23 protein-coding genes are annotated in these 25,297 nt (G+C 40.8%); 14 read left to right on the forward strand and 9 right to left on the reverse strand.

Translation table 11 applies throughout. From position 1 onward, the window contains the following. Positions 1 to 398 precede the first annotated feature (398 nt). From KO534_RS15550 to KO534_RS15570, 5 genes are all read left to right on the forward strand, one after another. Positions 399 to 1,631, forward strand: coding sequence for a hypothetical protein (locus KO534_RS15550; RefSeq protein ID WP_215930634.1), 1,233 nt, complete (start codon positions 399 to 401; stop codon positions 1,629 to 1,631). A gap of 5 nt (positions 1,632 to 1,636) precedes the next feature. Next, on the forward strand, positions 1,637 to 4,123 hold the full coding sequence (locus KO534_RS15555; RefSeq protein WP_215930636.1) for a LamG domain-containing protein: 2,487 nt from the start codon (positions 1,637 to 1,639) through the stop codon (positions 4,121 to 4,123). 13 nt (positions 4,124 to 4,136) lie between these two features. Then, positions 4,137 to 5,729 carry a general secretion pathway protein GspF gene (locus KO534_RS15560; RefSeq protein ID WP_215930638.1) on the forward strand — a complete coding sequence of 531 codons (1,593 nt, stop codon included), beginning with the start codon at positions 4,137 to 4,139 and terminating at the stop codon, positions 5,727 to 5,729. Positions 5,730 to 5,991: 262 nt separating this feature from the next. Further along, positions 5,992 to 7,125: an FG-GAP repeat domain-containing protein gene (locus tag KO534_RS15565; protein WP_215930640.1), complete on the forward strand. Its 1,134-nt coding sequence runs from the start codon at positions 5,992 to 5,994 to the stop codon at positions 7,123 to 7,125. Between the two features lie 30 nt (positions 7,126 to 7,155). Further along, positions 7,156 to 7,353, forward strand: a complete 198-nt coding sequence (locus KO534_RS15570; RefSeq protein ID WP_215930642.1) for a DUF4177 domain-containing protein — start codon at positions 7,156 to 7,158, stop codon at positions 7,351 to 7,353. A 23-nt stretch (positions 7,354 to 7,376) separates the two neighbouring features. On the opposite strand, the gene KO534_RS15575 is transcribed toward KO534_RS15570, so the two are convergent. The 7 genes from KO534_RS15575 to zntR form a co-directional block, all read right to left on the reverse strand. Further along, on the reverse strand, positions 7,377 to 7,715 hold the full coding sequence (locus tag KO534_RS15575; RefSeq protein ID WP_215930644.1) for an FKBP-type peptidyl-prolyl cis-trans isomerase: 339 nt from the start codon (positions 7,713 to 7,715) through the stop codon (positions 7,377 to 7,379). Between the two features lie 176 nt (positions 7,716 to 7,891). After that, the gene (locus tag KO534_RS15580) at positions 7,892 to 9,151 is read right to left on the reverse strand and encodes an outer membrane protein transport protein (RefSeq protein WP_215930647.1); all 1,260 of its coding nucleotides are present in this window, start codon (positions 9,149 to 9,151) and stop codon (positions 7,892 to 7,894) included. A 233-nt stretch (positions 9,152 to 9,384) separates the two neighbouring features. Beyond that, positions 9,385 to 10,293 carry a hypothetical protein gene (locus KO534_RS15585; protein WP_215930649.1) on the reverse strand — a complete coding sequence of 303 codons (909 nt, stop codon included), beginning with the start codon at positions 10,291 to 10,293 and terminating at the stop codon, positions 9,385 to 9,387. Then, complete coding sequence (locus KO534_RS15590) at positions 10,290 to 11,150, reverse strand: ABC transporter ATP-binding protein (protein ID WP_215930651.1); 861 nt, start codon at positions 11,148 to 11,150, stop codon at positions 10,290 to 10,292. The genes KO534_RS15585 and KO534_RS15590 overlap by 4 nt, the downstream gene beginning before the upstream one ends. Further along, the gene (locus KO534_RS15595) at positions 11,150 to 11,512 is read right to left on the reverse strand and encodes a GntR family transcriptional regulator (protein ID WP_215930653.1); all 363 of its coding nucleotides are present in this window, start codon (positions 11,510 to 11,512) and stop codon (positions 11,150 to 11,152) included. Before KO534_RS15595 ends, KO534_RS15590 begins: the two co-directional genes overlap by 1 nt. Before the next feature lie 151 nt (positions 11,513 to 11,663). Further along, positions 11,664 to 12,707 (reverse strand): SO_0444 family Cu/Zn efflux transporter, encoded by a 1,044-nt coding sequence (locus KO534_RS15600; protein WP_215930656.1) that lies wholly within the window; start codon positions 12,705 to 12,707, stop codon positions 11,664 to 11,666. 4 nt (positions 12,708 to 12,711) lie between these two features. After that, a complete protein-coding gene (gene zntR / locus KO534_RS15605) occupies positions 12,712 to 13,110 on the reverse strand; it encodes a Zn(2+)-responsive transcriptional regulator (protein ID WP_215930658.1) in 399 nt (132 codons plus the stop codon). 231 nt (positions 13,111 to 13,341) lie between these two features. Between zntR and KO534_RS15610 the strand changes: the two genes are divergently transcribed. From KO534_RS15610 to KO534_RS15630, 5 genes are all read left to right on the forward strand, one after another. Continuing rightward, positions 13,342 to 14,187 carry a substrate-binding periplasmic protein gene (locus KO534_RS15610; RefSeq protein ID WP_215930660.1) on the forward strand — a complete coding sequence of 282 codons (846 nt, stop codon included), beginning with the start codon at positions 13,342 to 13,344 and terminating at the stop codon, positions 14,185 to 14,187. Positions 14,188 to 14,339: 152 nt separating this feature from the next. Beyond that, entirely contained in the window at positions 14,340 to 15,596 is a 1,257-nt protein-coding gene (locus tag KO534_RS15615) for an ABC transporter substrate-binding protein (protein ID WP_252732175.1), read from the forward strand. Between the two features lie 21 nt (positions 15,597 to 15,617). Next, positions 15,618 to 16,055, forward strand: coding sequence for a nucleoside deaminase (locus KO534_RS15620; RefSeq protein ID WP_215930662.1), 438 nt, complete (start codon positions 15,618 to 15,620; stop codon positions 16,053 to 16,055). Between the two features lie 111 nt (positions 16,056 to 16,166). After that, on the forward strand, positions 16,167 to 16,637 hold the full coding sequence (locus KO534_RS23495) for a hypothetical protein (protein ID WP_252732176.1): 471 nt from the start codon (positions 16,167 to 16,169) through the stop codon (positions 16,635 to 16,637). A 1-nt stretch (position 16,638) separates the two neighbouring features. Then, a complete protein-coding gene (locus KO534_RS15630; RefSeq protein ID WP_215930664.1) occupies positions 16,639 to 16,854 on the forward strand; it encodes a helix-turn-helix transcriptional regulator in 216 nt (71 codons plus the stop codon). A gap of 124 nt (positions 16,855 to 16,978) precedes the next feature. Here the strand turns inward: KO534_RS15630 and KO534_RS15635 are convergent, their stop codons facing one another. Next, positions 16,979 to 18,541, reverse strand: coding sequence for a bifunctional GNAT family N-acetyltransferase/carbon-nitrogen hydrolase family protein (locus KO534_RS15635; RefSeq protein ID WP_215930666.1), 1,563 nt, complete (start codon positions 18,539 to 18,541; stop codon positions 16,979 to 16,981). 180 nt (positions 18,542 to 18,721) lie between these two features. Here KO534_RS15635 and KO534_RS15640 point away from each other — a divergent pair, with 180 nt between their 5' ends. Both KO534_RS15640 and speA read left to right on the forward strand, forming a co-directional pair. After that, a complete protein-coding gene (locus tag KO534_RS15640) occupies positions 18,722 to 20,062 on the forward strand; it encodes a magnesium transporter (RefSeq protein WP_215930668.1) in 1,341 nt (446 codons plus the stop codon). A 74-nt stretch (positions 20,063 to 20,136) separates the two neighbouring features. After that, a complete protein-coding gene (speA, locus tag KO534_RS15645; RefSeq protein WP_215930670.1) occupies positions 20,137 to 22,056 on the forward strand; it encodes a biosynthetic arginine decarboxylase in 1,920 nt (639 codons plus the stop codon). Here the strand turns inward: speA and KO534_RS15650 are convergent. Further along, positions 22,053 to 23,207 carry a serine hydrolase domain-containing protein gene (locus tag KO534_RS15650; RefSeq protein ID WP_215931236.1) on the reverse strand — a complete coding sequence of 385 codons (1,155 nt, stop codon included), beginning with the start codon at positions 23,205 to 23,207 and terminating at the stop codon, positions 22,053 to 22,055. The genes speA and KO534_RS15650 overlap by 4 nt on opposite strands. A 277-nt stretch (positions 23,208 to 23,484) precedes the next feature. On the opposite strand from KO534_RS15650, the gene KO534_RS15655 reads away from it, so the two are divergent. Together KO534_RS15655 and KO534_RS15660 are read left to right on the forward strand one after the other, a co-directional pair. Continuing rightward, positions 23,485 to 24,828: an AlkA N-terminal domain-containing protein gene (locus KO534_RS15655; protein ID WP_215930672.1), complete on the forward strand. Its 1,344-nt coding sequence runs from the start codon at positions 23,485 to 23,487 to the stop codon at positions 24,826 to 24,828. Beyond that, positions 24,825 to 25,295 carry a methylated-DNA--[protein]-cysteine S-methyltransferase gene (locus KO534_RS15660; RefSeq protein WP_215930674.1) on the forward strand — a complete coding sequence of 157 codons (471 nt, stop codon included), beginning with the start codon at positions 24,825 to 24,827 and terminating at the stop codon, positions 25,293 to 25,295. The genes KO534_RS15655 and KO534_RS15660 overlap by 4 nt, the downstream gene beginning before the upstream one ends. Positions 25,296 to 25,297 lie beyond the last annotated feature (2 nt).

Consider the following 25,297-nt stretch of genomic DNA (forward strand, 5'->3'; position numbering starts at 1 on the left):
TATTTTTGAACCCTATTTTTATTAGAGGCCCCTGTTTTTGTTTGGAAAAAAAGACGGTTATTAGTGACACTTCGAATCAATAAGATGATGATTTATTCAAAATATTTTCTATAAACCTCATGAAATTCAAAGCATTGACCTTGATGGCACAATTTGTGTAACCCAACGGTATTGCAATGATGTTGGGGTAGTGTGCTGTTAATAGCCGCTTATCTTTTCCGCTTTCTAGTCACTCATACAGTGCTTCGATAATTAAGCCAACCAATCAACTATTTAGGTATGAAATAGCAAACCTAACTTGCATCAGCGGTATTGTCAGAATTGGGTTTCTTGACTACAACATAAACCAAACGAGTCGTTACCGGCGCGTTGTTACAGACCCAAAGAGGAGTTCCAATTTGAAACATTTAGTTAGGCAAATTGGCAGATATAAAATCCCATTGAATTGGACCTTACTTATCTTGGCTATTAGTACCCTCCCCCTCACCTACGCAGGTCCAAGAGAGCAGGCCAAACGTATACATGATCGCTTAACAGGCATACCACCCAGTATTCAAGTATTAGATGAAATGGAAAGTCTAATTAGTGAAGGTAAAATACAAGAAGCCGCCGCTATCGCAATGCAAAACCCAGCGTTTTATTCAATCACCCTAAAAAACTGGATCACTCCTTGGACCAACGAAGAGGCCGATGTATTTGCCCCTTTAAACGACTACACCGCAACTATCATCGGCATGGTTCGTGATGATATTGATTTTAGGCAAATTCTAAGCGGCGATATTTTATACGTTGCTAACAGCAACTCAGGCATACCCGCTTACTCAATGACAAGCAACGCCCATTACCAAGCGTTAGAGGAACAAAGCGCCGATTTACAAGACATCTTACAACGCACCACTCAATCAGAAGAGACGGGATTACCTGAACAAGCCACGGCTGGTGTAATGACCACAAGAGCAGCGGCTAAATCCTTTTTTAAAGACGGCACCAATCGCGCCATGTTTCGTTTTACTTTGATTAACCACCTGTGTACTGACCTTGAAGGCTTAAAGGATACCAGTCGAAGTCCAGATCGTATTCGACAGGACGTGAGTCGCAGTCCCGGTGGTGACAGTCGTATATTTAATAATTCATGTGTGGGTTGTCACGCTGGTATGGACCCATTGGCTCAGGCATTTGCTTATTACAACTACGAATATAACGTTGAGAGCGATCCACAAGGTGAACAAGGCACTTTGCAATACAATCATGTAGGCCAAGTCGACCCAGATACAGGCTCTCAAGTACAGGCTAAATATCATATCAACGGCAACAACTTTCCTTATGGCTTTTTTACCAATAACGACGACTGGAGCAACTATTGGAGACAAGGCCTGAATAAAAACCTAGGTTGGGATACATCGTTACCTGGCAGTGGTAGTGGGGCTAAATCTATGGGACAAGAACTCGCCAATAGTCAGCGATTTGCCAACTGCCAAGTGACCAAAGTATTTAAAAACGTTTGCTTACGCTCACCTCAAGACGCTGCAGACAGAGCGAAAATTACCAATATCACTAACACATTTACCAGCACAGGTTACAACATCAAACAAGTGTTTGCTGACTCCGCTGATTACTGTAAAGGGGAATAATAACAATGGTTTATATCACCTCTTTATGCTTTTCAAAACTACAACGCCTAGTCACTGGTTCCGGGATCTTTGGTGTTATTTTGTTTTTTACTGGGTGTGGGGGTAGTTCGGTCGAAGTCGTTAAAACGCCTGCACCTGCGCCTCAAGAAGACACACCTGTTACCTATTCAGGGCCTGTAGCCGCCACTTCTGACGTCACCCAATTTAAGCTTGAATTGTGGGACAATATAAGTTCACCGCAGCGTTGTGGTGCGTGCCACGTACAAGACAATCAGTCACCCGAGTTTGCTCGTAATGATGACATAAACTTAGCCTACAACGCAGCCAGTCAATTGGTGAACTTCGGTACACCCGAGGATTCAACCCTAGTAACTAAAGTAGCCACTGGACATAATTGTTGGTTATCAAGTGACGCTGCCTGCGGTGAAATTTTAGCGACCTGGATTGGAAACTGGGGAGCCATAGAAAATACAGTTAACGACATACAACTAGAGGCCCCCATTGCAAAAGATCCTGGAGCGAATAAGAACTTTCCAGATAGCTCACTACTTTTTGAAGATAACGTTTATCCTTTGTTACAGACCTACTGTGCCAATTGTCATACTGGTTCCGCAACCATTCCTATTTCACCTTATTTTGCATCGAGTGATATTGACGAAGCATATGCAGCATCAAAAGCCAGAATTTCACTCGACACCCCAGAAAATTCGCGATTTGTAGCAAGGATCCGCGACGAATTTCACAATTGTTGGAGTGATTGTGCGAGCAATGCCAATGACCTAATCAATGGGATTCAAGACATGGCTGATGCCATTGAATTAACAGAACTAGATGAGCAGCTGATTAACAGTAAAGCGTTAACCCTGTTTGATGGCACTCTGGCATCTGGCGGCGGGCGTTTTGAAAACAACGTTATCGCAAAATGGGAATTTAAAACCGGTTCAGGCACAACCGCATTTGATACCAGTGGTGTTGAACCCGCTATAGACCTTACCTTAAATGGAGATGCTAGCTGGATTGGTGGCTGGGGAATTCAGTTAACAAACGGAAAAGCTCAAGGCTCAACCACTAACAGTAAAAAGTTACACAATCTAATTACCGCCACCGGTGAATTTTCCATCGAAGCTTGGGTGGTGCCTGCGAATGTGAGTCAAGAAGGTCCAGCTAGGATAATCAGTTATTCTGGTGGTGCTAATACCCGCAATTTTACCTTAGGCCAAACCCTATATAACTACGACTTTCTACTTCGTACCGATAAAACCAATGTAAACGGTCAACCTGCGTTATCTACCGCCGATGCTGCAGAAGTGTTGCAAGCTAGCTTACAACATGTGGTGGTAAATTATGACTCTGTAAATGGACGACAAATATTTGTAAACGGTCGTTTTACAGGAGATACAGACGCTACAGAAGTGGGTAATTTTGCAGACTGGAATGATACTTATGCCTTTGTGTTAGGAAATGAAGTGTCGGGGGATATTCCATGGGCGGGCTCCATTAGAATGGTAGCAATCCACAATCGTACTCTAAGCGCTGAACAAGTGGCGCAAAATTTTGATGTCGGTATTGGCCAGAAGTTTTTCTTACTATTCGAAGTCAGCGAAATCACTCAAACACCTCAAAGCTACATTGTAATAGAAGTCAGTCAATTTGATAGCTATAGCTATTTATTTAGTGAACCATTTTTTTACACCTTAGATGACAGCGTTAGTATTCCAGACATTCCACTACAAGGAATACGAATCGGTGTTAATGGACGCGAGGCCAATGTAGGCCAAGTATTCCAAAACATAGACACTTTGCTAACTCAAAGTGATTACGTTCCAGCAAAAGGGCAACTACTATCCTCCTTAGGTACTATTATACCTATTGAAAAAGGCGCTTCTACAGACGAGTTCTTCCTCACTTTTGAAGTATTGGCAGAGCAAACCAATGTGGTGGTAGAAGCGGATCCTCCCGCCCCTGCAGTCGCTATAGATTTAGCCACCCAAGCCGAAATCGGCATTCGCAATTTTGCTGAAATAAATGCCAGTATGTCGGCTGTAACTAGTGTTCCTATGGATAACTCGTCTGTAAAAGACTCATTTGAGCAGTTAAAACAACAACTGCCATCGGTCACCAATATGGACAGTTTTTTGGCTTCCAATCAAATGGCCGTCACCCAATTGGCAATAAAATACTGCGACCAATTAGTTGAAACAACTAGTCTGAGAGACGGCTATTTTAGTGATTTTAATTTTGACCAAAGTGCCGTAACCGCGTTTACCGTTCAGGGCAGGAGCGCAGTTTTGCTGCCATTAACAAGTAACATATTGAATTCTGGTCTTAGCGATCAGCCTAATAATGCTGATGTAATCAATGAACTAGATAATCTCATTACCCGATTAACAGATTGCAGCGGCGACAAAGTATGTGACGCTACATACACCAAAACTGTCGTAAAAGCGGTATGCGCCGCGGCGCTTGGCAGTGCCGTCATTACGTTGCAATAAAAGGTAGATAAAGATGAAAAACAACAAATCTATTGGCTTAAATACTCCTCTTTATCATGCCTGCCACGCTAGACCCGTGACTCGACGTGAGTTTATTTCTCAAGGGTTTATGGCTGGTTTGGGCACAGTGCTCAGTGGCTCAGTATTGAGTTTATTTGCCAATCCGGGTAAAGCGCAGGGTACCTTATCTGCTGATTTGGAAACCCTGAAAAGTAGCTGCGGTATTGCCACTCAAGGAGCCGGCAAGATCCCGTTTATAGTGTTTGATTTGGCAGGCGGTGCCAATATTTCAGGATCGAACGTGTTAGTAGGTGGTCGCGGTGGACAGTTAGATTTCCTCAGTACAGCCGGCTATAGCAAACTGGGATTACCAGGAGACAGCGTACCTTCTATCGCAAATCCCGATACCGGTCTAAGTGACTTTATTAACACCGAATTAGGATTAGCTTTTCATTCAGACAGCGCTTTTTTGCGGGGCATACAAGATAAACTCAGTGTCACCAATCGCGCTAATGTAAACGGAGCTGTTATCCCTGCTCGCTCTGAAAACGACACTGGCAATAATCCCCATAATCCTATGTATGGCGTCAATAAAGTGGGCTCTGATGGTTCGTTACTGACACTCATAGGCTCCCGCAATTCAGACTCGGGAGGAAACTCCATGGCGCCTGCCGCTATGATTGATACCTCAAAACGCCCCACAAAAATTGATAGGCCATCTGATGTAACAGGTTTAGTCGATACTGGGGATTTAGTGGGGTTGTTAAGCCAGCAAGACTCAGTGGCAGTAATGGAATCAATTCAACGTATTAGTGCTATGAAATTAGGCAAAGTGGATACCCAAATTACCACTGATGAGGTGTTAAAAGACTTGGTCAATTGTGGCTATGTGAAAAGTGCCGACATCACCGATAGGTTTGGTGATCCCTCTTCTTTAAACCCTGAACTTGACGCAAATATAGTAGGCGATAATGGCATTTTCACTCAAGAGGAATTCGATAGCGATGGAGAATTTAGAAAAACGGCTTCAACAATGAAACTTGTAATCAATGGATTTGCGGGAGCTGGCACTATTACTATGGGTGGATTTGATTACCATACCGGAGACAGATCAACCGGTGAAATTCGAGATTTACGCGCCGGTCGGTGTATGGGAGCCTGTTTAGAATACGCGGCAAGAGTGGGTGTACCTCTTATGATGTATGTTTGCAGTGACGGCTCAGTGGCCAGCAATGGCATGATTGACGATTCTATAAATGGTCGAGGAAAAGGTGTGTGGACAGGTGATAATTCCTCAACAGCCGCCTCATTCTTTTTAGTCTATAACCCTGGCGGTACACCACAACTAATAGGTGCGACACCGGATTTACAAGCCCAACATCAACAAATTGGTTACATGCGCAGTGATGCATCGGTGGAAACCGCAGCCACGCCAGCTGCCAACAATGTAAATTTATTAGTCGAAACCGTGATTTTGAATTATATGGCCTTGCATGGGGAACAAGGTAACTTTGCTAATATTTTCCCAGAAAATGGCCTTGGAAATGCGCTGCTAATTGACAGCCTTACCGCGTTTGAACCAATAGTAAATGGGGTGATGACCTAAGCCTATTTTTTATTCTATTGTTTTTAGCTCTAATCTAGAGCCTGAGTTGCAACCTACATTTGCACGAGCACCTGTTGCTCGATCACCTGTTAAGTAATTGCTTTGACACTATTCGCTAACCTAGGTTCTCCTTAATGCGCAACTTCAGTAAACTCGACGAGAGTATCTAAACCAATAGAAACTATGCTAGTTTTTGTGCATGCTTAAATTGTGCTTTACTGATGTTTAATGGCTACGCCGCCAATCATATACGGGAGTCAAAATGGAAAAGTATAAAGGAATCCAACATTTCCTATTTTTGTTCATTACTTCGTGTTGTGGTATTTGCCATGCTAATACACTCAACTTAGGTGGTACTATCTTTACGCCTACTCTTATGGAGCTTGGAAAAGGCGAGTCTTCACTTGCTGTTTTTGATTTCAATTCCGACGGTCATAAAGATCTAGTCGTCTCGAATTACGCCGATAACAATATAGTCATTTACAGGGGTAACGGTAAAGGTAACTTAACCGAAATAAAACGAACATCTGCAGGCATCAACCCTACTGATATTGCAACCGCTGATATCAATGGTGATGGTGCCTTTGATATCGCTATAGCCAATCACGAAACTTCCTATATGACAGTGCTGCTTGGAGATGGAAAAGGAAACTTCATCCCTGCTGCTTATTCACCTTTCGGCATCGAGGTTAAACCTCACTTACATGAAGTTCAATTACATGACCTTGATAACGACAATAAAGTAGATCTGATAGTAGATAATAGAGCCAATCAGGGATTACTGGTTCTAAGGGGGTTAGATGATGGTAGCTTTCAGACTCCTGGGGAACTAATTAACGTTGCAGGAGATCCCTATCGTGGCTTTGCTATTGCGGATCTTAACACCGATGGGCGCTTGGATATTGTGACACCAAATCAGCAGGAAGTTGCCACAATTCTCAATGCGAGTAGTTCTGAAAAACTCTCGTTCACCTTACATGAGTCAGTCGAATCCACTCGTCCATTTTCAGTGGAGTTGGCTGATTTAAATGGAGATGGTCACAACGACCTAATAGTGGCATCTAACGGCGATAACATCACTATCATTCCAGGTGACGGTACAGGCAATTTCCTAGAAAAACAAAAAACCTCAATCAAAACTTCATCGGGCGCTAAACAAATAGCGATAGGTGATATTAATGGCGACGGTATTAAAGATAGCCTGGTTAGCAGTTGGTCTGGTAAATTGCTTATCATTCTAGGCAGCAAGACTAAACTTGAAACCATCAGCTTTGAACATTTGAATATTCCTAACCCTTGGGCAGTGATGATGGAAGACTTTAACCAAGACGGAAAAAGTGACTTTATTATTTCTGATGGAAACAGCACAAATGCGCTAATGTATGTCAGTCAATAAAAACAATAATCGACTTAGAACGGAACCTCTATGAACAAGTTTATTTACAAAATTATCGATACCCGAGACGTCGAATCTGCTGGACTATTCAAAGGTAGAAAACGTGAAGATGTTGAAGACTATTTAAGCTCACTTGGAGCTCAAGGATGGGAGCTCGTAAACGTTGATTTTCGTGAGTTAGAGGGTGGTTTGGAGTTTGCTGGTGTAATGAAAAAACAAGTTTCCTAAAGACTACAATTGCGATTTAAAATTTAGTCTCTAGTAAGCACTTCTAACAATTCAATCTCGAATATGAGATTAGAGTTGGCCGGTATCATAGTACCAATTTGACGTTCTCCATAGGCCAAATCTGCAGGAACTCTTAATCGACGTTTGCCTCCTACTTGCATATCTTTCAAACCTAAAATCCAACCTTGAATGACTCGCTTATTGCTAAGCACGGTTTGAAAAGGTTCTCCCTTTTTGTAAGATGAGTCGAACTCTGTACCGTCTTCTAACCAACCCACATAATGAGCGGTAATCAATGCACCACGTTGCGCGGTTTTGCCCGTACCTTGAATCAAATCTTCAATTTGTAATTGTTGTTGCATAATCACTCTTCAAAATCCCATCCATTAGCGTTTTAACCTTGCTAAATGACTCGTACCACACATTTCAACTTTGGCACATTGAGTCGATATAATGCAACTCAATTGACTCAAGTCAACCTCCTTTTAATTGCAATAATAAAGAGGAGGTTGATAACCAATCTTTTTAAATTAAAAATTTAGAATTTATGATTGTACTGCGCAGAAAATATCGTTGCATCACCACTCGTTCTGAAGCCCCATTGACTACCAAGGTTGTCTGCTTCACTAAAAGTTTGTTCAGAACCTTTAATTACACTGAAACCCATATCAACTGAAGAAGTTTCATCAAGGATATAGCTGGCACCAACACTTAGCCATTTACGGTTAGAGTCTGGGATAGAGATAGATAAATGGCCGTCGTCTGTAGGCGTAGTATCATAAGCAACTCCAGCACGTAAAATAGTGTTTTTGTCTAACTGGTAGCTACCACCAATGGCGTAACGAAAGCTATTTGAGAAATTTTCTTGTTTTGTAAACGCTGGGGTTTCACTTGATGAAACATAAGCTTCCAACGACTCAAAACTACTCCACTGGGTCCAAACTACGCTATAGTTGAATGTCCATTGTTCATCAATAAGGTGAACGCCTGAAAACTCCGCAGTAGCAGGTAATTCAAGCTCCAAGGTACCTGGTAAAACTGTACCTTCTAGACCACCTAACGCTGCTGGTAGCTGGTTGCTGTAGTCACCGTCGAAGTTTATTGTTGTTTTGCTACGATATTGCAACCCTAGGCGTGAACCTTTAGCTATTTCGTAAGCAACCCCAACGTTCCAGCCATAACCGCTGTCGTCCCCTTCTAAATTCACTGCTTCTGTTTGCGCTGGCAAACCTAGCGGGTTATCACCAAAATGACGAACCAAATTCGCGTCTGCATAAATGTAATTCAACCCTAAACCAGCCGACCAGTTTGCGTTTAGTTGATACGACACACTCGCATTAAAATTAACAGTGGTGATCTCAGACGTACCAGCAAGTTGCCCTGCCGCATAATCGTCTGAAAACTCTGTCGCTAAACCAAAGTTAGAGAATACTCCAAATCCTAGTGCCACTTTTTCGTTAATAGGTGTGACGTAATAGATTGCAGGAATGAAGGCTTCAGGGGCAATACTATCTTGGTCTAGTGCAGCGGCACTAGAATAAGCAGGAGCGCTTTCACCAACCACACTCACATCAGGTGAAATGTATGTACCAGAAATAGATAACTCAGCGTTCTTAAAAAGTGACATTAGTGCGGGGTTACGGGCCACAACAGCTGCACTATCTGCAATCGCAGCTTCTCCAGCGAAGGCCCGACCTAAACCTGTTGCGCTATGCTCAGCAAGCTGAAAAGCTGCGGCAAAAACATTTAATGGCAATACACCAATACAAACAGTCAAAATAGACGGGGTTAATTTCATAGTCAATATCTCACTCATATACATTGGGTAGAAGGTTCTCTACCCTGTCAAAAAATTTCGACGCGCATAGTATCGGATTATGAAAATTATAGTAGTACAACTCGCTGAAATATGTGGATTAAGAGCAAGTGTTTACATCTTTTATGCAATTAAGTTTCAATGGCAACAAATAATTAACACATAGAGCGAGAGCAATGGCTCTATTGCCCTCAACAGTATGTGTATTTATGCGGCTAGATGTCACTTTTATTTACCCTTAACCAATAGGTGAGATACAACAACCCGATTCCTAATAGAGTCGCAACAAGGCTAAATTTAGTCGATAAGACCGAAAATAATAGAAACTTGGGAGATTCACCTGCTGACATGTGACTAGGCAATATAGTTTGCCCAAAAGTAAAATACTCTCGCAAGGTATCTAGGAAGAAACGTGCATCCAACTGCCAATACTTAGCAACAAATGATTCGACCAAAAGTAACGCTGCTACGGGTAATACTGCCCATAAAAAAGGTGCTTTATTGGCAAACATTGACGCCAGCATTAACCAAGCAAAAACCGGAAACATCCACAACGCATATGGGAATAAGTGCAACCAAATAGCTATAAGGTTTCCAAGTATTTCTGCACTGCTCCATAATTCCCACAACGATATGTCATAGCCTAAGGATAAAACGCAACAGAAAATAAAGGCGACTAGTAAAAAAACAATCACAACAGATGTCGCCGCCAACATAAAGACAGCGGGAACAACAAGAGCACCCGTAATCAACTTAACCCCAACTGTTAACGCATCCGATACCGGTAATGAACGCCAAAAATAAACTGATAAATCTCGTCTCTCGTCAAACAAACAGCTAGTGAAGTAATTCAACTGAATGACCAGCGACGCAATAATAAAAGGGAAAAACACGCTCATAACTGTGCCCAGAAAAAAGCGAGCAAATCCTTTTACGTTTACCAAATTGTTACCATCCGTTAGGTTTTCGAACAGTCTCGATAATTGATAATCTTGTATAATAAGCAACTGCAATATAGGCGCGAGTATCATAAAAACAGCAATAATGAAGGGGGCCCAAAATAGTGTTTTTTTGAACTCCCATATTTCTTTTCTAAAACTGGTGACAAGTTGTGAAACAATCATGAGTTGTTCTCCTGTGTCATTACTCCCACAAAAATATCCGCCAAAGTAGGGGAGCTAATCTTACCTAGAGAAGCCAATGTCACGGGATCAACATTGTCGAATAACATGCTAGTTATGCCCATCATGCTATTAGTAAAAAGTGGCTGGTGAAGCTTTGCTTGTTCGAGGTGTTCGTTGTCGACGGCCAACAATTTAAACCTATTTCGAATGTCATCGACACTTTGAGCCAAAACAATTTGGCCATCACGAATAAACGCGACATCGGTAAGGATATGTTCAATTTCTTCTATTTGATGAGTCGTGACTAAGATACATTTATTTTCATCGTAAAAATCTTCTAAGAGATGTGTGTAAAACTGCCTTCGGGTCAGGATATCTAATCCTAGAGTAGGCTCATCTAAAATAAGTATTTTTGCGTTAACTGCCAAAATTAATGCTAGATGTAACTGGGTAACCATGCCCTTAGATAAGGTTTTTACTTTTGCAGTAGCGGCAATATTGGTTTTAGCCAAAAACATTTCAGCTTTTTGTCGATCAAAATTAGGGTGCACCCCCTGCATATAAGTTAAAACTTGATTCACTTTTATCCACTTTGGCAATACGGCTACATCAGCAATATAAGCCACATCATTAAGCATTTTTTCGCGATTCTTACTTGGGTTATAACCTAAAACGTCAATCTCCCCATCGTAGCGAATTAACCCTAGTAATGCCTGCAAACAGGTTGTTTTGCCAGCTCCATTTGGCCCTACTAAACCTAAGATTTGCCCTGCCTCTAGATTTAGATGAACATCCTTTAGTACCTGCTTATTTTTATAAGACTTATGCAATCCTGAAATCGAGATCATCGCTGACATTATTGACTCTCCTTAGATGGTTGTGAAAGTTCCGAAACGGAAAGCTTAAGTCGTGAAATTTTCTGCAAAATTTGTGGCCACTCAGTGCTTAGAAAATATTCACGTTCCTTATCCAATATAATGTGGGCTGCACCTGTTTTAACGAACAAACCTTTACCACGTTGTTTTTCAACATAGTCTTCGTCTTGCAACATTTGATAAGCCTTAGAAATAGTAATGGGATTGAGCTGATATTCTGCCGCCACTTTTCTTACTGAAGGAAGTGCTTCACCTTCTTTAATATTGCCGTCTAGAATACGCTTGATGATTTGCTCATAAAGCTGAATGTAGATGGGAGCATCCCCATCCCAATGAATTGTCATTTGTTACTCCTAGATCGCTACATAGTAGTGTTATACATCACCAACACACCAAATGTAAACCTAGGTCAAAGTCACTTTGTAAGAAATTGTTATTTAGTTGAACTGCTGTTGTGCGGTTGCAATTCTATACACAACTGCATAACACAACAATTTAGATAGAGTTGGCACGAACTAACTTAGGAATGAGTATCTTTTGTAGTTGATACAAGATCATCGCCGCTAGCGCTATCGCGCTACTTTGGTAAAGCATTCCCATCATTTCTGAGTGTCCACCATGGGATAACTGCATTTGCCAGTTGAAGCGTTCAAAAAGGAAATTCAAAATTAAACCAGCAGTTAATGCGCTGCTTGTTATTGCCATCAGATATAACACCAGTTCGCGTTTACCTAGCTCGTTCTTAATTACCATTAAAGTAGCAATATTAGTCGCAGGTCCGGTTAGCATAAATACTAATGCCGCACCTGGCGTTATCCCCGACAACAATAAACCTACAGCAATAGGAGTTGAAGCTGTAGCACATACGTACATAGGGATAGAGATCAACACTACTAGCAACATGGCGACTATGGAGTTTGAATACTGACTTAAGAAACCTTCTGGCACTAAAGTCGTGACCAAAGCGGCAAAAAATATTCCAATCAAAAACCACAGCATGAAATCCCGAAGCAGTTGACCAAAACCGAATACAAATACCGCCTGAATTTTTTCACTTATTGACGCGTTCTTGGAAGAAGATGCAGCTTTAGCAGCGTGACAACAACTGTTTACTTTAGCCGCGGGTTGCTCGGTGATATTGTCTGGCTTTCCAAACCATAAGACCAATAGACCGGTAAAAATAGCAGACATTATTGCAGCTATCGGTCGAGCGATTGCCATAATTGGACCCATTAGTGCGTAGGTAATTCCGATTGAGTCAACTCCGGTTTCTGGTGTGGCGACTAAGAAGCTTGCAGTGCTAGCCTTATTCGCCCCGCTGCGTCTGATCCCCATAGCTACTGGAATGACCGAACATGAGCATAGCGGTAATGGCGCGCCAATTAGAGCAGCGGATACAACAGAACTTTTGCGTCCTAAGGTTTTTTCTACCAAAGAACGAGGTACCCACTGGTTAATTATTCCAGCAATTAACATTCCCAAAAGTAAAAAAGGAGCTGATTCAGTAAAAAGCAGCACAAAATTTGAAATAAATTCCATAAAGTTATTCCTGTTCTAAGGCTGAAATGATCGAACAAAATTCGGCGCTTTCTTGGCCGCCACAACAAAAATACTCGAGTTGTTGTAAAGTATTTTGCATTTGTTTGAGTTTCGCAATTTGTTGCTCTATTTCCGTAATTTTAGTTACTGTAATCTGCTTGGCTTCTGCACAGACATGCTGATCTTTGTTATGTTTTATTGCTAACAATGCAGAGGTTTCAGCTAAACTAAAACCACACTCTTTACTACGTTTGATAAACTTAGCCGTAATCAAATCGTCCTGTGAATAGATACGATAGTTTTTGTCGCTGCGCCTAGATGCACTGAATAGTCCTGTTTTGTCGTAATATCTCAAGGTATGGGCGCTAATTCCTGAACGCGCCGCTAAATCGCCTATTTTCATGCCGCCTCCACAATCAATAACTCTATGATAATCCTTAGAGTAGCATCTAAGGTCAAGTAACGATTGGACCTTAGACGTAAATATATTTCTTAGTGATTTCCCATAATCTTAATTAGGCAGAAGAATTGGGTGAGTTGATTTAGAACAAACCATTGTTAATAAGTTGTTAATAACCTCGCAAAATATCAATACTAAATTACACTTAGTAGAAATTTTAAGAGGCATAATATTATGAAAATTGGCCACATCCTTTTAATGATACTTTTATGTTTTACTATTAACGCTTGTAAACCAGAACCCACTAACGAACAAGTCAAAGTCTCCCCAGTAATAGCAAACGCAGTCCCATCCCTTCACGATGAAAACGCTACGACTGTGAATTGTCAATTCGTACTAGGGTTTGACGCGTGGGAACCCTATCAATATGTTGATGTAGGAGGCAGGGTTGCGGGTTTGGATATTGAATTAGTTGCAGCAGTCGCTGAACAAATGGGATGCGAATTAACCTATCAACAAGGTACTTGGGTTGATTTATTGATGGCCTTAAAGGAAGGTGAAGTTGACATTCTTCTTGGCGCATCAAAGACCGAAAGTAGAGAACAATTTGCGTTTTTTAGCGACCCATACCGAATGGAAGAGTTTTCTTTATATATTCGTAAGGAAGATACTGACAAAGCTGAGTATAAGACATTAACCGACTTCATTAGCAATGACAGTAAAATAGGCATAGTCGGTGACTATGTATATGGACCAGAGGTATCAATTTTATTAGATGGTGCAGATACGTCCAAATATTTTGTGAACGCCATTATGGGTGAACTCAATGTCGCTAGGTTATTGGATGGTGATATTGATGGATTCCTAGAAGATAGTTTTGTGGGTGCGACTTTATTACGACGCAAAGCATTACAAGACTACATTGTTGCTCATGGCCTCACCATCCATACAGGCGACGCTTATGTGATGTTTAGTCAAAAAAGTGTCTCGCTAGAACAGCGAGACACTTTTAATGAGCAACTTCAAAAAGTTAAAAAAACTGAGCATTATCAAGATATTTTAGATAAATATTCTTTTTAAATGCGGCTGTTTTGGGTGCTTATGTCATATTTAATATGTGAATTTCTCAGACCTTCCCCAACAAAGTGTAACGAATTTGAATATCACTCGTTAATTTACCGCTACATCATTGCAATTTGTTGAACTGGTACGATTAACGTATTAAATTACACTTGGGAGAAAAGGAGCATAATATTCGCATTTTAGTAGTTGCACTTATCGCGGTTGTAACCTTTCCAGGGTTCGCTAAACAAGAGCTCAAAATAGCCGCGTCTATTTCAAACAGTTCGCAACGCGCCGCCTATTATAATTTAGCCCGAGCATACGAAGACGCCAATCCAAATATACAAATCAATATAACCTCCTACACGAGCGAGATATATAAAACTAAATTCCCACAAATGTTGGTATCAAACCAATATGACATTTTGTATTGGCATGCTGGCGAACGTTTATTTGAGTATATTGAACAAAACAAAATTGCTGCAATAGACCATATAATAACGACTACTGAAATGGAGCAGTTATATGATCAAGCCGTTATTGATGCTGTTTCGTTTAAAGAAAAAAGCTACGCGTTGCCAATATCCTACTATCAAATTGGCTTTTATTATCCTAAACCTTTGTTCTCAAGGTTAAAGTTGTCCGAACCACAAAGTTGGCAGCAATTTCTTGAGGTTTGTGAAATTCTTAAGAAAAATAATGTTCCTCCTATCTATATAGGTAGTAAAAGCAATTGGCCTGCCACAGCTTGGTTTGACTATTTGAATTTACGTCTTAACGGCATAACATTTCACAAAGAATTAATGCGCGGGCATATCTCTTATTTAGATGTGAGAATTACAAACGTCCTCAAAAAAATCCAAGAAATTACTACGGCCGGCTACTTTATTGAAAATCATCAAGACTTAGAATGGAAGCAAGGTCTCCCATTACTATTTAGGAACCTGATTGGTATGTCAATGCTCGGTAATTACGCAGTGCAGGGATTTCCCGAAACGGTTAAAAATGACATTGGCTTTTTCAAATTCCCCGTTTTTGAAGGACAATCTACTTATTACGAAGAAGTACCACTTGATGTGTTAGTTATGCCCGTAACAAATAACAAAAAAGAATTAACCCAATCCTTCATTAAGTTTGCGGCACTCAGTAATAACCAAGAACAATTCAACAATAATCTAGGCATAATGTCGCCTCATAGAGGTGCTCAACAAAACAATTCAAGTCTTGCACAAGAAGCCTATGAAACTATTGTTGGGGCTGAGGGTATAACCCAGTTTTTTGACCGTGATAGCAAAAAGATTTACGGTGATCAAATCATGCCTCTCATCGACGCATTTATGGTCAATCTAAACATCGAATATACTCAAAAATCCTTAGAAGAAGTAAGGCTTAGAATACTAAGTGACGAGTCGAATAAACATAACTAAACCAACATTAAAGGTGATCAAATGGATAAATTCATGCAAGAAGCAATTAAAGAGGCTCAGCAAGGATTGGCCGAAGGTGGGATCCCTATCGGTTCAGTTATCGTGCATAACAACAAAATTATAGGTCGCGGGCATAACAGGCGAGTTCAAAATGGCAGCCCTATATTGCACGGTGAGATGGATGCATTTGAAGATGCTGGACGTCAATCTGCGCAAACCTATAAAGAATCGATTATGTACACTACCTTGTCTCCCTGTGCTATGTGTACAGGGGCGATAATTTTATATGGTATACCCAAGGTTGTAATTGGAGAAAATCACACATTTATGGGAGAAGAAGCCTTACTTCAATCCAAAGGCATTTCAGTAAAAGTATTACAAAACCAACAATGCATCGATTTAATGCAGGGTTTTATCGACTCAAAACCTCAACTTTGGAATGAAGATATAGGCGAATAAAAGACAAACAAACCGAACCAAAAGAAAAATAAATTCAACTTAAAGTTAAATATATTTTACATGAAGCATATTATAGATTACTTTATTACTCTTAGAAAATGAGGGGAATTTATGGATATGTCTTTTAGAGAGAAGAGTATTTGGATTTCGTTAATAAGTACGTTACTTATTTTTGGTGGCTATTTTTTAAATATACTTTCTTTAGGCGGTGTTTCGGCAGAGGTGTCACAATCTGCCACACTCGGATTATTTTTGCGAGCTTTGGTACTTATCATCATTGTTGAAATTGTATTTCAAGGAATGTTGGCCATAAGTAATCGTAAGGAAGCTGATCTGGGCGCTGATGAAAGGGACAAGTTATTCGAATATAAAGCTAATAGTTTGGGTTATGTCATCTTGGTGATCGGGGTATTTGTTACATTAGGACGAGTTGTTTTTCTCGAACTAAACCCAGAGTTTTTTGAGCAATCAAATACATTTAACATTCCTCTTTTGACTGCACACATTTTATTATTCAGTTTTATATTTTCGGAAGTTGTTAGATTTTCAGCACAACTATATTACTACAGAAGTGGTCACTAACATGAGCGCACTTCCTATCAAAAATAAGATCCGCGAGTTACGCTTTTTTGCCGAAGAAATGACCCAACAAGAGCTCGCAGAATTGGTTGGTGTGACACGACAAACAATCATGGCAATTGAAAAAAGTAAATACTCACCAACTCTCGAAGTTGCCTTTAAAATTGCAGAGGTATTTGGGCAATCTATCGATGAGGTGTTCCAATATGAATCGTCCTAAACACACACAAAAATGCACTTTTGTGTGTGCTCAATTGCAGCGCAACAATATCATTGTTTGACTAAAAAAATGCCGTATAAAATACGGCATTTTTTTGTTTCAATATAAATAAGTGAATACTTACTTAGCTTCCAGTCCAATCAACCTTGTAGAGATCTCGCCTTCTATCAAGATAGTTTCTCACGGAACCTTCATTTCTAAGCTGAGTTAATCGATCTAAGTCCAAGTCAACTATGAGTGTCATTTCTGTATTTGGAGTCGTTTCTGATACTATTGCGTCATGTGGAAAAGCGAAGTCTGAAGGCGAGAAAACAGCAGACTGTCCATACTGAATATCTACGTTATCAACCTTAGGTAGATTACCTACACTACCGGCGATCGCCACATAACATTCGTTTTCAATCGCCCTTGCTTGAGCACATATTCGCACTCTTAGGTAGCCATTTTTGGTGTCAGTCCAAAACGGAATAAAGAGTATCTGAATTTCTTGTTCCGCCAGTATTCTACCCAGCTCGGGGAACTCAACATCGTAACAAATCAAAATACCAATCTTACCAAAGTCAGTATCGAAGGCCTGAAGTTTGTCGCCACCTTGCATGATCCAATCTTTCTTTTCATGAGGTGTTGGATGCAATTTATATTGACTATCAATTTGCCCATCTCGATGACATAGATAACTCACGTTAAATAACTCATCGTCTTGAACAACCGGCATCGACCCCACTATTACATTAATATTATATGACACAGCTAAACGCGACATTTCAGTCAATATTTCGTCACTGTAAGTCGCTAAGTTCCAAATCGCATCTATAGATGTATCAGCAGGTTTAATTCCCATAAGCGGCGCATTAAAAAATTCCGGGAACAATGCCACATCACATTTGTAGTCCGAAAGCGCGTCTATAAAATATTCAGCTTGTTGTAGTAATTCTGCTACGTCATGAAAATAGCGCATCTGCCATTGCACACAACCAATTCGAGCGGTATTTCTATGGCCACCAAAAAGTTTAGGGGATTCTGCGTTGTAATAGATGTTGTGCCACTGCAACAAGGTAGCATATCCCTTTGAAGCTTCATCTTCTGGAAGGTATGCCTTGAGTATTTGTTTAACCTCAAACCCATTTGAAATTTGGAAGGTTAAAATAGGGTCGAATAAATCCTTTGATTTAACAGCTTCGATGTATTCATAAGGAGTCATGGTATCTGCGTGTTTCGCATAATTAGGGATCCGTCCTCCAGCCATTATCGATTTGAGATTGAGGTTCTTACATAATTCCTTTCTTGCTTCATACAAACGACGTCCTAATCTGAGTCCTCGATAATCGGGTGATACAAACACATCGACGCCATATAACACATCTCCTTTTGGATCATGTGTACCTAAATAGGCATCGCCTGTAATTTCGTCATAGGTATGTTTGTCTCCAAACTTTTCGTAATCGACTATGACAGATATTGCGGCCGCGATAACTTTTCCTTTATCTTCAATACAAATTTGCCCTTCGGGAAATGTATTAAGCTGTGCCTGATAGTTTTTTAATGGCCATGCGCCGCCGACTTGAACATAGACAACGTCCATTAACTCTTTCACATCGGCATAATCATCAAGCGTAAGATATCGCAACTCTAAAATATGCGTAGGGTCGTCTGTGCTTGGCGGTGGATTGGTTTCTCTGTCTTGCATATCAAAATCTCTTGTTAATTGTTCAAAACATTTTCTTGAGTGGAATTAGGACTACAAGGAATGGATATTTGTTTTAGCATGAATTGCAGATTATAAGATACACAAAAAAATCTAAATAAATGACTATGGGCTACTTATCTTTTATCGATACCATAGGGGCGAGTATGTAAGGGGGTTAAAATGGTCAGCCAAGAACAACGAGAGAGTGCCTTTTTATGGCTACTTGACCGACTTAAAGAAGATCAAGTCGCGGTACCACTTATCGCCAGGGATTTTACTGCGGAAGACTGGGCGTTTGTATTTGAAGGGCTGCCTAAAGACCTACGTTTTGAATTGTGGCAAACACTCACCGAAGATAAAAAATCTCCTATATTAGCAGCGATGCGAGATGACTCTCGCGAGCAGCTTATGTCTTTGTTGTCGAATCAAAACATTGAAGACCTTGCACTTGCTAGTACCACAGAACACTTGGTCGAAATTCTTGATGCACTGCCTAATCGCGTCGCCAAAGGGTTAATTAAGAAATTAAACGCCCAAGAATCAGGTTTAATAGAAGAAGCATTAAACTACTCCGATGAACAACTAGGTCGTTATGTTAATCATGACGTCTACACTGTGAACAAAAGTGTTACTGTAGGTGAGTTGTTGGACGCTTTAAAGATAGAAACCCTTCCTCCCTATACCGATAGTATTTTAGTGGTAGATGATACTGATCACTATTTAGGTCAGTTAGACATCAATCAGTTATTCAATAGTGATGCTGACGCACAACTGATCCAGGTTGCCGAATTTTCTGACCGAGTGTTGGCCGCAGATCTCGACTTATTCGATGCCTCTGAAGCAGTAAAAAGCAGTGGCCGTTCAATGTTACCTGTCATTACTAAGGAGGGCCGACTCTTGGGTCGATTCTCCGTAAAAGACGCGATTGACGTCTACCAAGAGTATTATGAAGCCCAATTGTCACATATGGGCCGTGTAAGTGACGAAGATTTATTTGCGCCAGTATTTACCAGCGCAAGGCGCCGCGCAGTATGGTTAGGGATCAACCTTTTAACCGCTTTTGCTGCGTCAATTGTTATTGGAATTTTTGATGAAGTCGTGGCCCAAGTCGTGGCCTTAGCCGTACTCATGCCTATAGTAGCCAGCATGGGTGGCATAACAGGTAGCCAAACTTTGACACTGACAATCAGGGGGTTAGCAACAGGACAGTTAGCGACCTCAAACCTAAGGGCGCTGGGTAACAAAGAGGTGTTGGTAGCCTTTTTTAACGGCCTGCTTTGGGCTTTGGTGGTGTCGGCTATTACCTCGTTGTGGTTTGATAACCCTTGGCTGTCAGCCATTATTGCGGTAGCACTAGTGATTAATATGCTGATTGCCGCGATTTCTGGGATAGTGATACCTGTCTTACTTGATAAGATGGGTATTGATCCTGCGCTTGCTGGCTCGGTGATTTTAACAACGGTCACTGATGTTATCGGCTTTTTTGTGTTTTTAGGAGCAGCCTCATTGTTGTTGGTCTAATAGTGATTAAACTTGCTAGCCACTGCAATTGTTGTTCTTTATAATCCACATCCTTTTGTTAGACAGAAACGACTATGCCAAGAACTAAAAAGTGGACCATTGACGACTCGGAAAATATCTACCGTGTAAAACGTTGGGGAGATGGCTATTTTGAAATCGGTCAAAATGGCAATTTGCAGATTACCCCAGATCCCTCAAATACCAGTATGCGAATCGATTTCAAAGCGGTTATAGATGAAATCAAACAAGAAGGCATTCAATTTCCTCTGGTAGTTAGGTTCCACGATATCCTGCGTTCTCAGGTGGCGTTGCTGAATCAAACCTTTCAAGACATCCTCAAAGAAGCCCAATATGACGGTGGCTATATGGGCGTATACCCAGTAAAAGTCAACCAGATGCGCGAGGTAGTGGAAGAAATAGTCGACGCAGGCGCACCTTTTAATTATGGCTTAGAGGCAGGTTCTAAAGCAGAACTACTAACTGTTATGGCCCTTAATACAAACACAGACTCACTGACTGTATTAAATGGCTATAAAGACGAAGAATTTATGCGCTTAGCATTGTTAAGTCGTAAGTTGGGTCGTAAAACGATAGTAGTCATTGAAAAGTTTTCTGAGTTAATTCTTTTAGTTAAAATTGCCAAAGAGCTAGGAATTGAGCCAATAGTCGGCATACGCTCTAAGATGACCGTTAAAGGTCGAGGAAAATGGGCAAGCTCAGGTGGCGACAGAGCAAAATTTGGTTTAACCATAAGTGAAATGATCAATGCGGCCCGTTACCTTGAAAAACACGGTATGGCTGATAGCTTAAAACTATTGCATTTCCATATTGGCAGTCAATTAACCGACATCCGCGCAGTAAAGGAATCCATAGCAGAGGGTGCTATGATTTACTCAGAATTGCACCGCATGGGCTTTAAACTTGAATACGTTGATGTAGGTGGCGGCTTAGGAATCGACTATGACGGCAGTCAGTCAACGAATGACTCGTCACGAAACTACAGTATGAAAGAGTACGTTGCCGATATTGTTTATGGCATGAAACAAGTCTGTGACTTAGAAAATGTTCCCCACCCTACTCTTGTAAGCGAAAGCGGACGCGCCATTACTGCACACCATAGCTGTGTGGTTACTCAAGTTGTGGGTGAAATAAAAGCTCACGGTGCCGGTATCGAAACGGATCCTGTAGATGATGAACATGTATTAGTAAGTGATATACGAGAACTATCAGAAATTATTGGTCAACAAAACAATTTGCAGGAAATATTTAACGACGCTTCACAATTTAAAGAACAGGCATTAAATGCCTTTAAATTACGGGTAATATCCCTTGAAGAGCTTGCCAAAATCGAAACCTTATATTGGAAAATTATGGGGGAAGTGCAACTGCGCATCAAAGACGCTGAGTTTGTGCCAGAAGAAATGCAAGAGTTAGATTTTGCTCTGTCTTCGCAATACCTATGTAACTTTTCGGTTTTCCAATCGGCGGCAGATACTTGGGCCATCGATCAGGTGCTGCCCGTTGTCCCCTTAACTAGAATGAACGAAAAACCCAACATTAACTGTTCTTTAGTCGATATTACTTGTGACAGTGACGGTAAATTAGATCAGTTTATAAGTGAACAAGGCATTTCAGACATTGTTCCCATGCATACGCTAAAAGCGGATGAAGATTATTATTTGGGTTTGTTTTTAACTGGCGCCTACCAAGATGTAATGGGCGATATGCATAACTTGTTTGGACGCTTAAACGAAGTACATATTTTCAGTCACGACGATGATCCGCAAGATTTTTATATTGAAGAAGTGGTCAACGGTTCGTCAGTTGAAGATGTGCTTTCGATCATGCAATATCACCCAAGCTCCATGGCCAAAAGTGTCAAAAAAATGATCGATGGACATGTAGCATTGGGGCAAATGAAACCTAGAGAAGGCGTAAAATGGACCGACTTCTATGAGGATTGCCTAAAAGGATATACCTATCTAAAAACCTAAGGCGTCACTTTTAACGAGCCAGCAACCATGTTGGCTTGTTCTAAGTGTTGAAAACATCTCGCCCAAAAATCAGGGGTAAATTCGTTGATCAAATTAGATTCTGCATTCATTAGCATCACATAGCCCACACCATATTCTGGTGAAAACGCGATATCGGCGCGATATCCTTGCACCCAGCCACCATGATAATTCAGTTTGTGGCCAGCAAAATCATAAATACGCCATCCCAATCCATAATGAGCGTCCGATAAAAATTCTCGCCATTGACGTCTGTAGGTTTCCTTTTTACTTTTGGTCAATGGAGTAGTCACTTGACTTATCAACTCCGGTGACACTACCTGTGGTGACTCGCCAAGCAATGCGCGCATCCAAATTACCATATCATGCATACTCGCATTGACTCCTGCGGCGGGAGAATATCGATAATAATCATCTCTAACAGTTGATAAACGCCAGCGACTTTTCGAAATTGCCACATGGGGCTTAGCCCACTTAGATGAGGCCTGCAACGCGCTTTTGCCTATGCTTGCATGAGGCATCTTTAACGGTTGGATCAACGTTTGTGTAAGCGCTTGTGAATAAGATGAATGATGCTGTTGAAAATAACTGTCTACTACAGCAAATAGTGCATTTTGATAGGTGTAACATTGCCCTGGCTGGCAAAGCGGTTCCAGCTCAGAAAGCATTGTTAATACGCGGTCTACGGCATAATTGGCTTCAATTAAATTATCATACGCATTGGGGGTGTAGCCGCTAGATTGTCCAATAATATGTTGCAATACCAATTCACCACTTTTACTTTTTGCAGTAGAAAACTCAGGTATTAACTGCGAAACTGGAATTTGCCAATCTAACTGGTTTTGAGCTACATATTTAGCCATCAGCATTGAAGTAAAAGTTTTAGAAACTGACGCCAAGCGAAATACTGTATCTAAGGCTATGGGTTGCCCTGATTTACTTTCTTTACCGTACACCACTACCGAGGCGGGTTTACCTTTTTCAATATAAGCGAAGGTATACCCTGGTAAATTCTTTTTTTGAGCTTTTTTCTGAATATCTTCTGCAAATTTAGTGAGCCATTGATCTGCAGCAATACTCCTGCTACTGCAGACAAATACTAGCAGTAGCGTCCCTATGAGAAACTTAAACATACCCAACTCGAAATACTGATACATGGACTAACATGTCCACTAGAGCCATAACTATATAAAACAAATAAGTCACATCATTCCTAATTTAGTTTGAATGAACCAAACAGTATTTAACTTAACTGTGGTTATTATCCTATGTGTTGGTGCTTGGAACAACTGCTATGTCTTCAGTGTCTTCGGCATCAACCTATCAACTTAGATTGACTGCCGCTTTTGTCGCACTAAATTAGTAGAAGTCGTTAGAATAACAATAACAAAAGTATCGAAGCAAAAAATAATGAATCCAGATTATCAACAAGCGCGACTGACTAGAGATCCACGATTTGACGGCACATTTTTTATTGCTGTAAAAACCACTAATATTTTTTGCCGTCCAATATGTCCTGCCAATACGCCACTTGAAAAAAATGTCGAGTACTTTAAGTTGGCACAGCAAGCCATGCATGCTGGGTATCGTCCATGCCTGCGCTGTCGACCTGACAGTGCACCGCATTCTTTCGCTTGGGGTGGAGTGAATACTACAGTTAACAGGGCAATGCGTTTACTCAGACAAAACAGAGAATTGAACGTTCAAGAAGTAGCGGAAAAGTTAGGCATAACTACCCGTTACTTTCGTCAGCTTTTTCAGCAACATTTAGGCTTAAGTCCAAAACAATACCAATTATTTGATAAGGTGTTATTTGCGAAACAACTGCTTCACCAAAACTGTTTATCAATTGAGCATGTTGCCCATGCCAGTGGTTTTTCCAGCGCCAGACGATTACAACAGAACTTCAAAAACGTGACAGGTTTCACCCCGCAACAAATAAAACAAGGTAAACATCAACAAGACCAACTCATTAATCTTAAATTGGCATTTAGGCCGCCATTTAATAGTGCACACATGTTAACGTTTCTGAGAATTAGAGCAATTCAAGGAATCGAAAGAGTCACTGAAAATGAGTATTCTAGAACCTTTATGATAGGAGCAGACAAAGGTTGGTTTAGAGTGTCAGTTGATGAGGTAAAACATTGTTTAATGATACAAATCAGGCTTTCCAAAGTTGAAAAACTGAACAGTGTTTTGAGCAATATTGAAAGAATGTTTGATCTCAATGCTGATACTGAAACAATCCAAAAACAATTACTAAATTGTGGAGTACCAGAAACCAGCTTATTAACAGGCTTAAGAATACCCGGCGTGTGGGATACGTTTGAAGCAGGTTGCAGAGCAATACTAGGACAACAAATATCAGTCAAAGCAGCCATTACCCTGTTATCACAATTGACCCATGAACTAGGTGAAAAAGAGCAAGAGTTTTACTATTTCCCAACTGCCGCAGCTATAGCGACAAGTGACCTCGCCTTCTTAAAAATACCTAGCAGCCGCAGACAAACCTTACAGTCGTTTGCGCAATATAGACTGGATAACCCAGATGCATCTGTTGATCACTGGTTAGAAATAAAAGGCATAGGGCCATGGACAGTAGCCTATGGACAAATGCGCGGTCAATCCAACCCCGACATCTGGCTTAATACCGATCTGATCATAAAAAAACAACTAGCGGAAATGAATATAGAGCCCGATTTGGCCCGCCCTTGGCGAAGCTACTTAACGTTACAACTTTGGAGCATGTCATGACAACAATTAGTCAATTTATTGAATATCTAGATTCGGAATTTGGCACTTTGCAAATATGTGCTGACCAAAAAGGTATTACCTCTATAGGTTTTGTGAAAGAAAAACCCAAAACAACCAAAAGCGGTGAAGTTACCAAACAAGCAGTAACACAATTACAAGAATATTTAGCCGGCACGCGATCCCTGTTTGATTTGCCATTGAACCCTAAGGGCACTGAATTTCAACATCAGGTTTGGCAGCAGTTGCGTACCATAGAATACGGGCAAACCTGCAGTTATGCCGACATTGCAAAAGGAATCAATAACCCAAAAGCTGTTAGAGCAGTAGGTGCTGCCAATGGACGTAATCCATTGACTATTGTAGTGCCTTGTCACAGAGTCATTGGCAGCAATGGGAAGTTAACCGGTTATGCTTGGGGTACAGCAATCAAAGCCGGACTGTTAGCACTTGAACAAAAAACTGTATAGCT

This window comes from Paraglaciecola arctica (assembly GCF_018861065.1).
Lineage (GTDB): Bacteria > Pseudomonadota > Gammaproteobacteria > Enterobacterales > Alteromonadaceae > Paraglaciecola > Paraglaciecola arctica_B.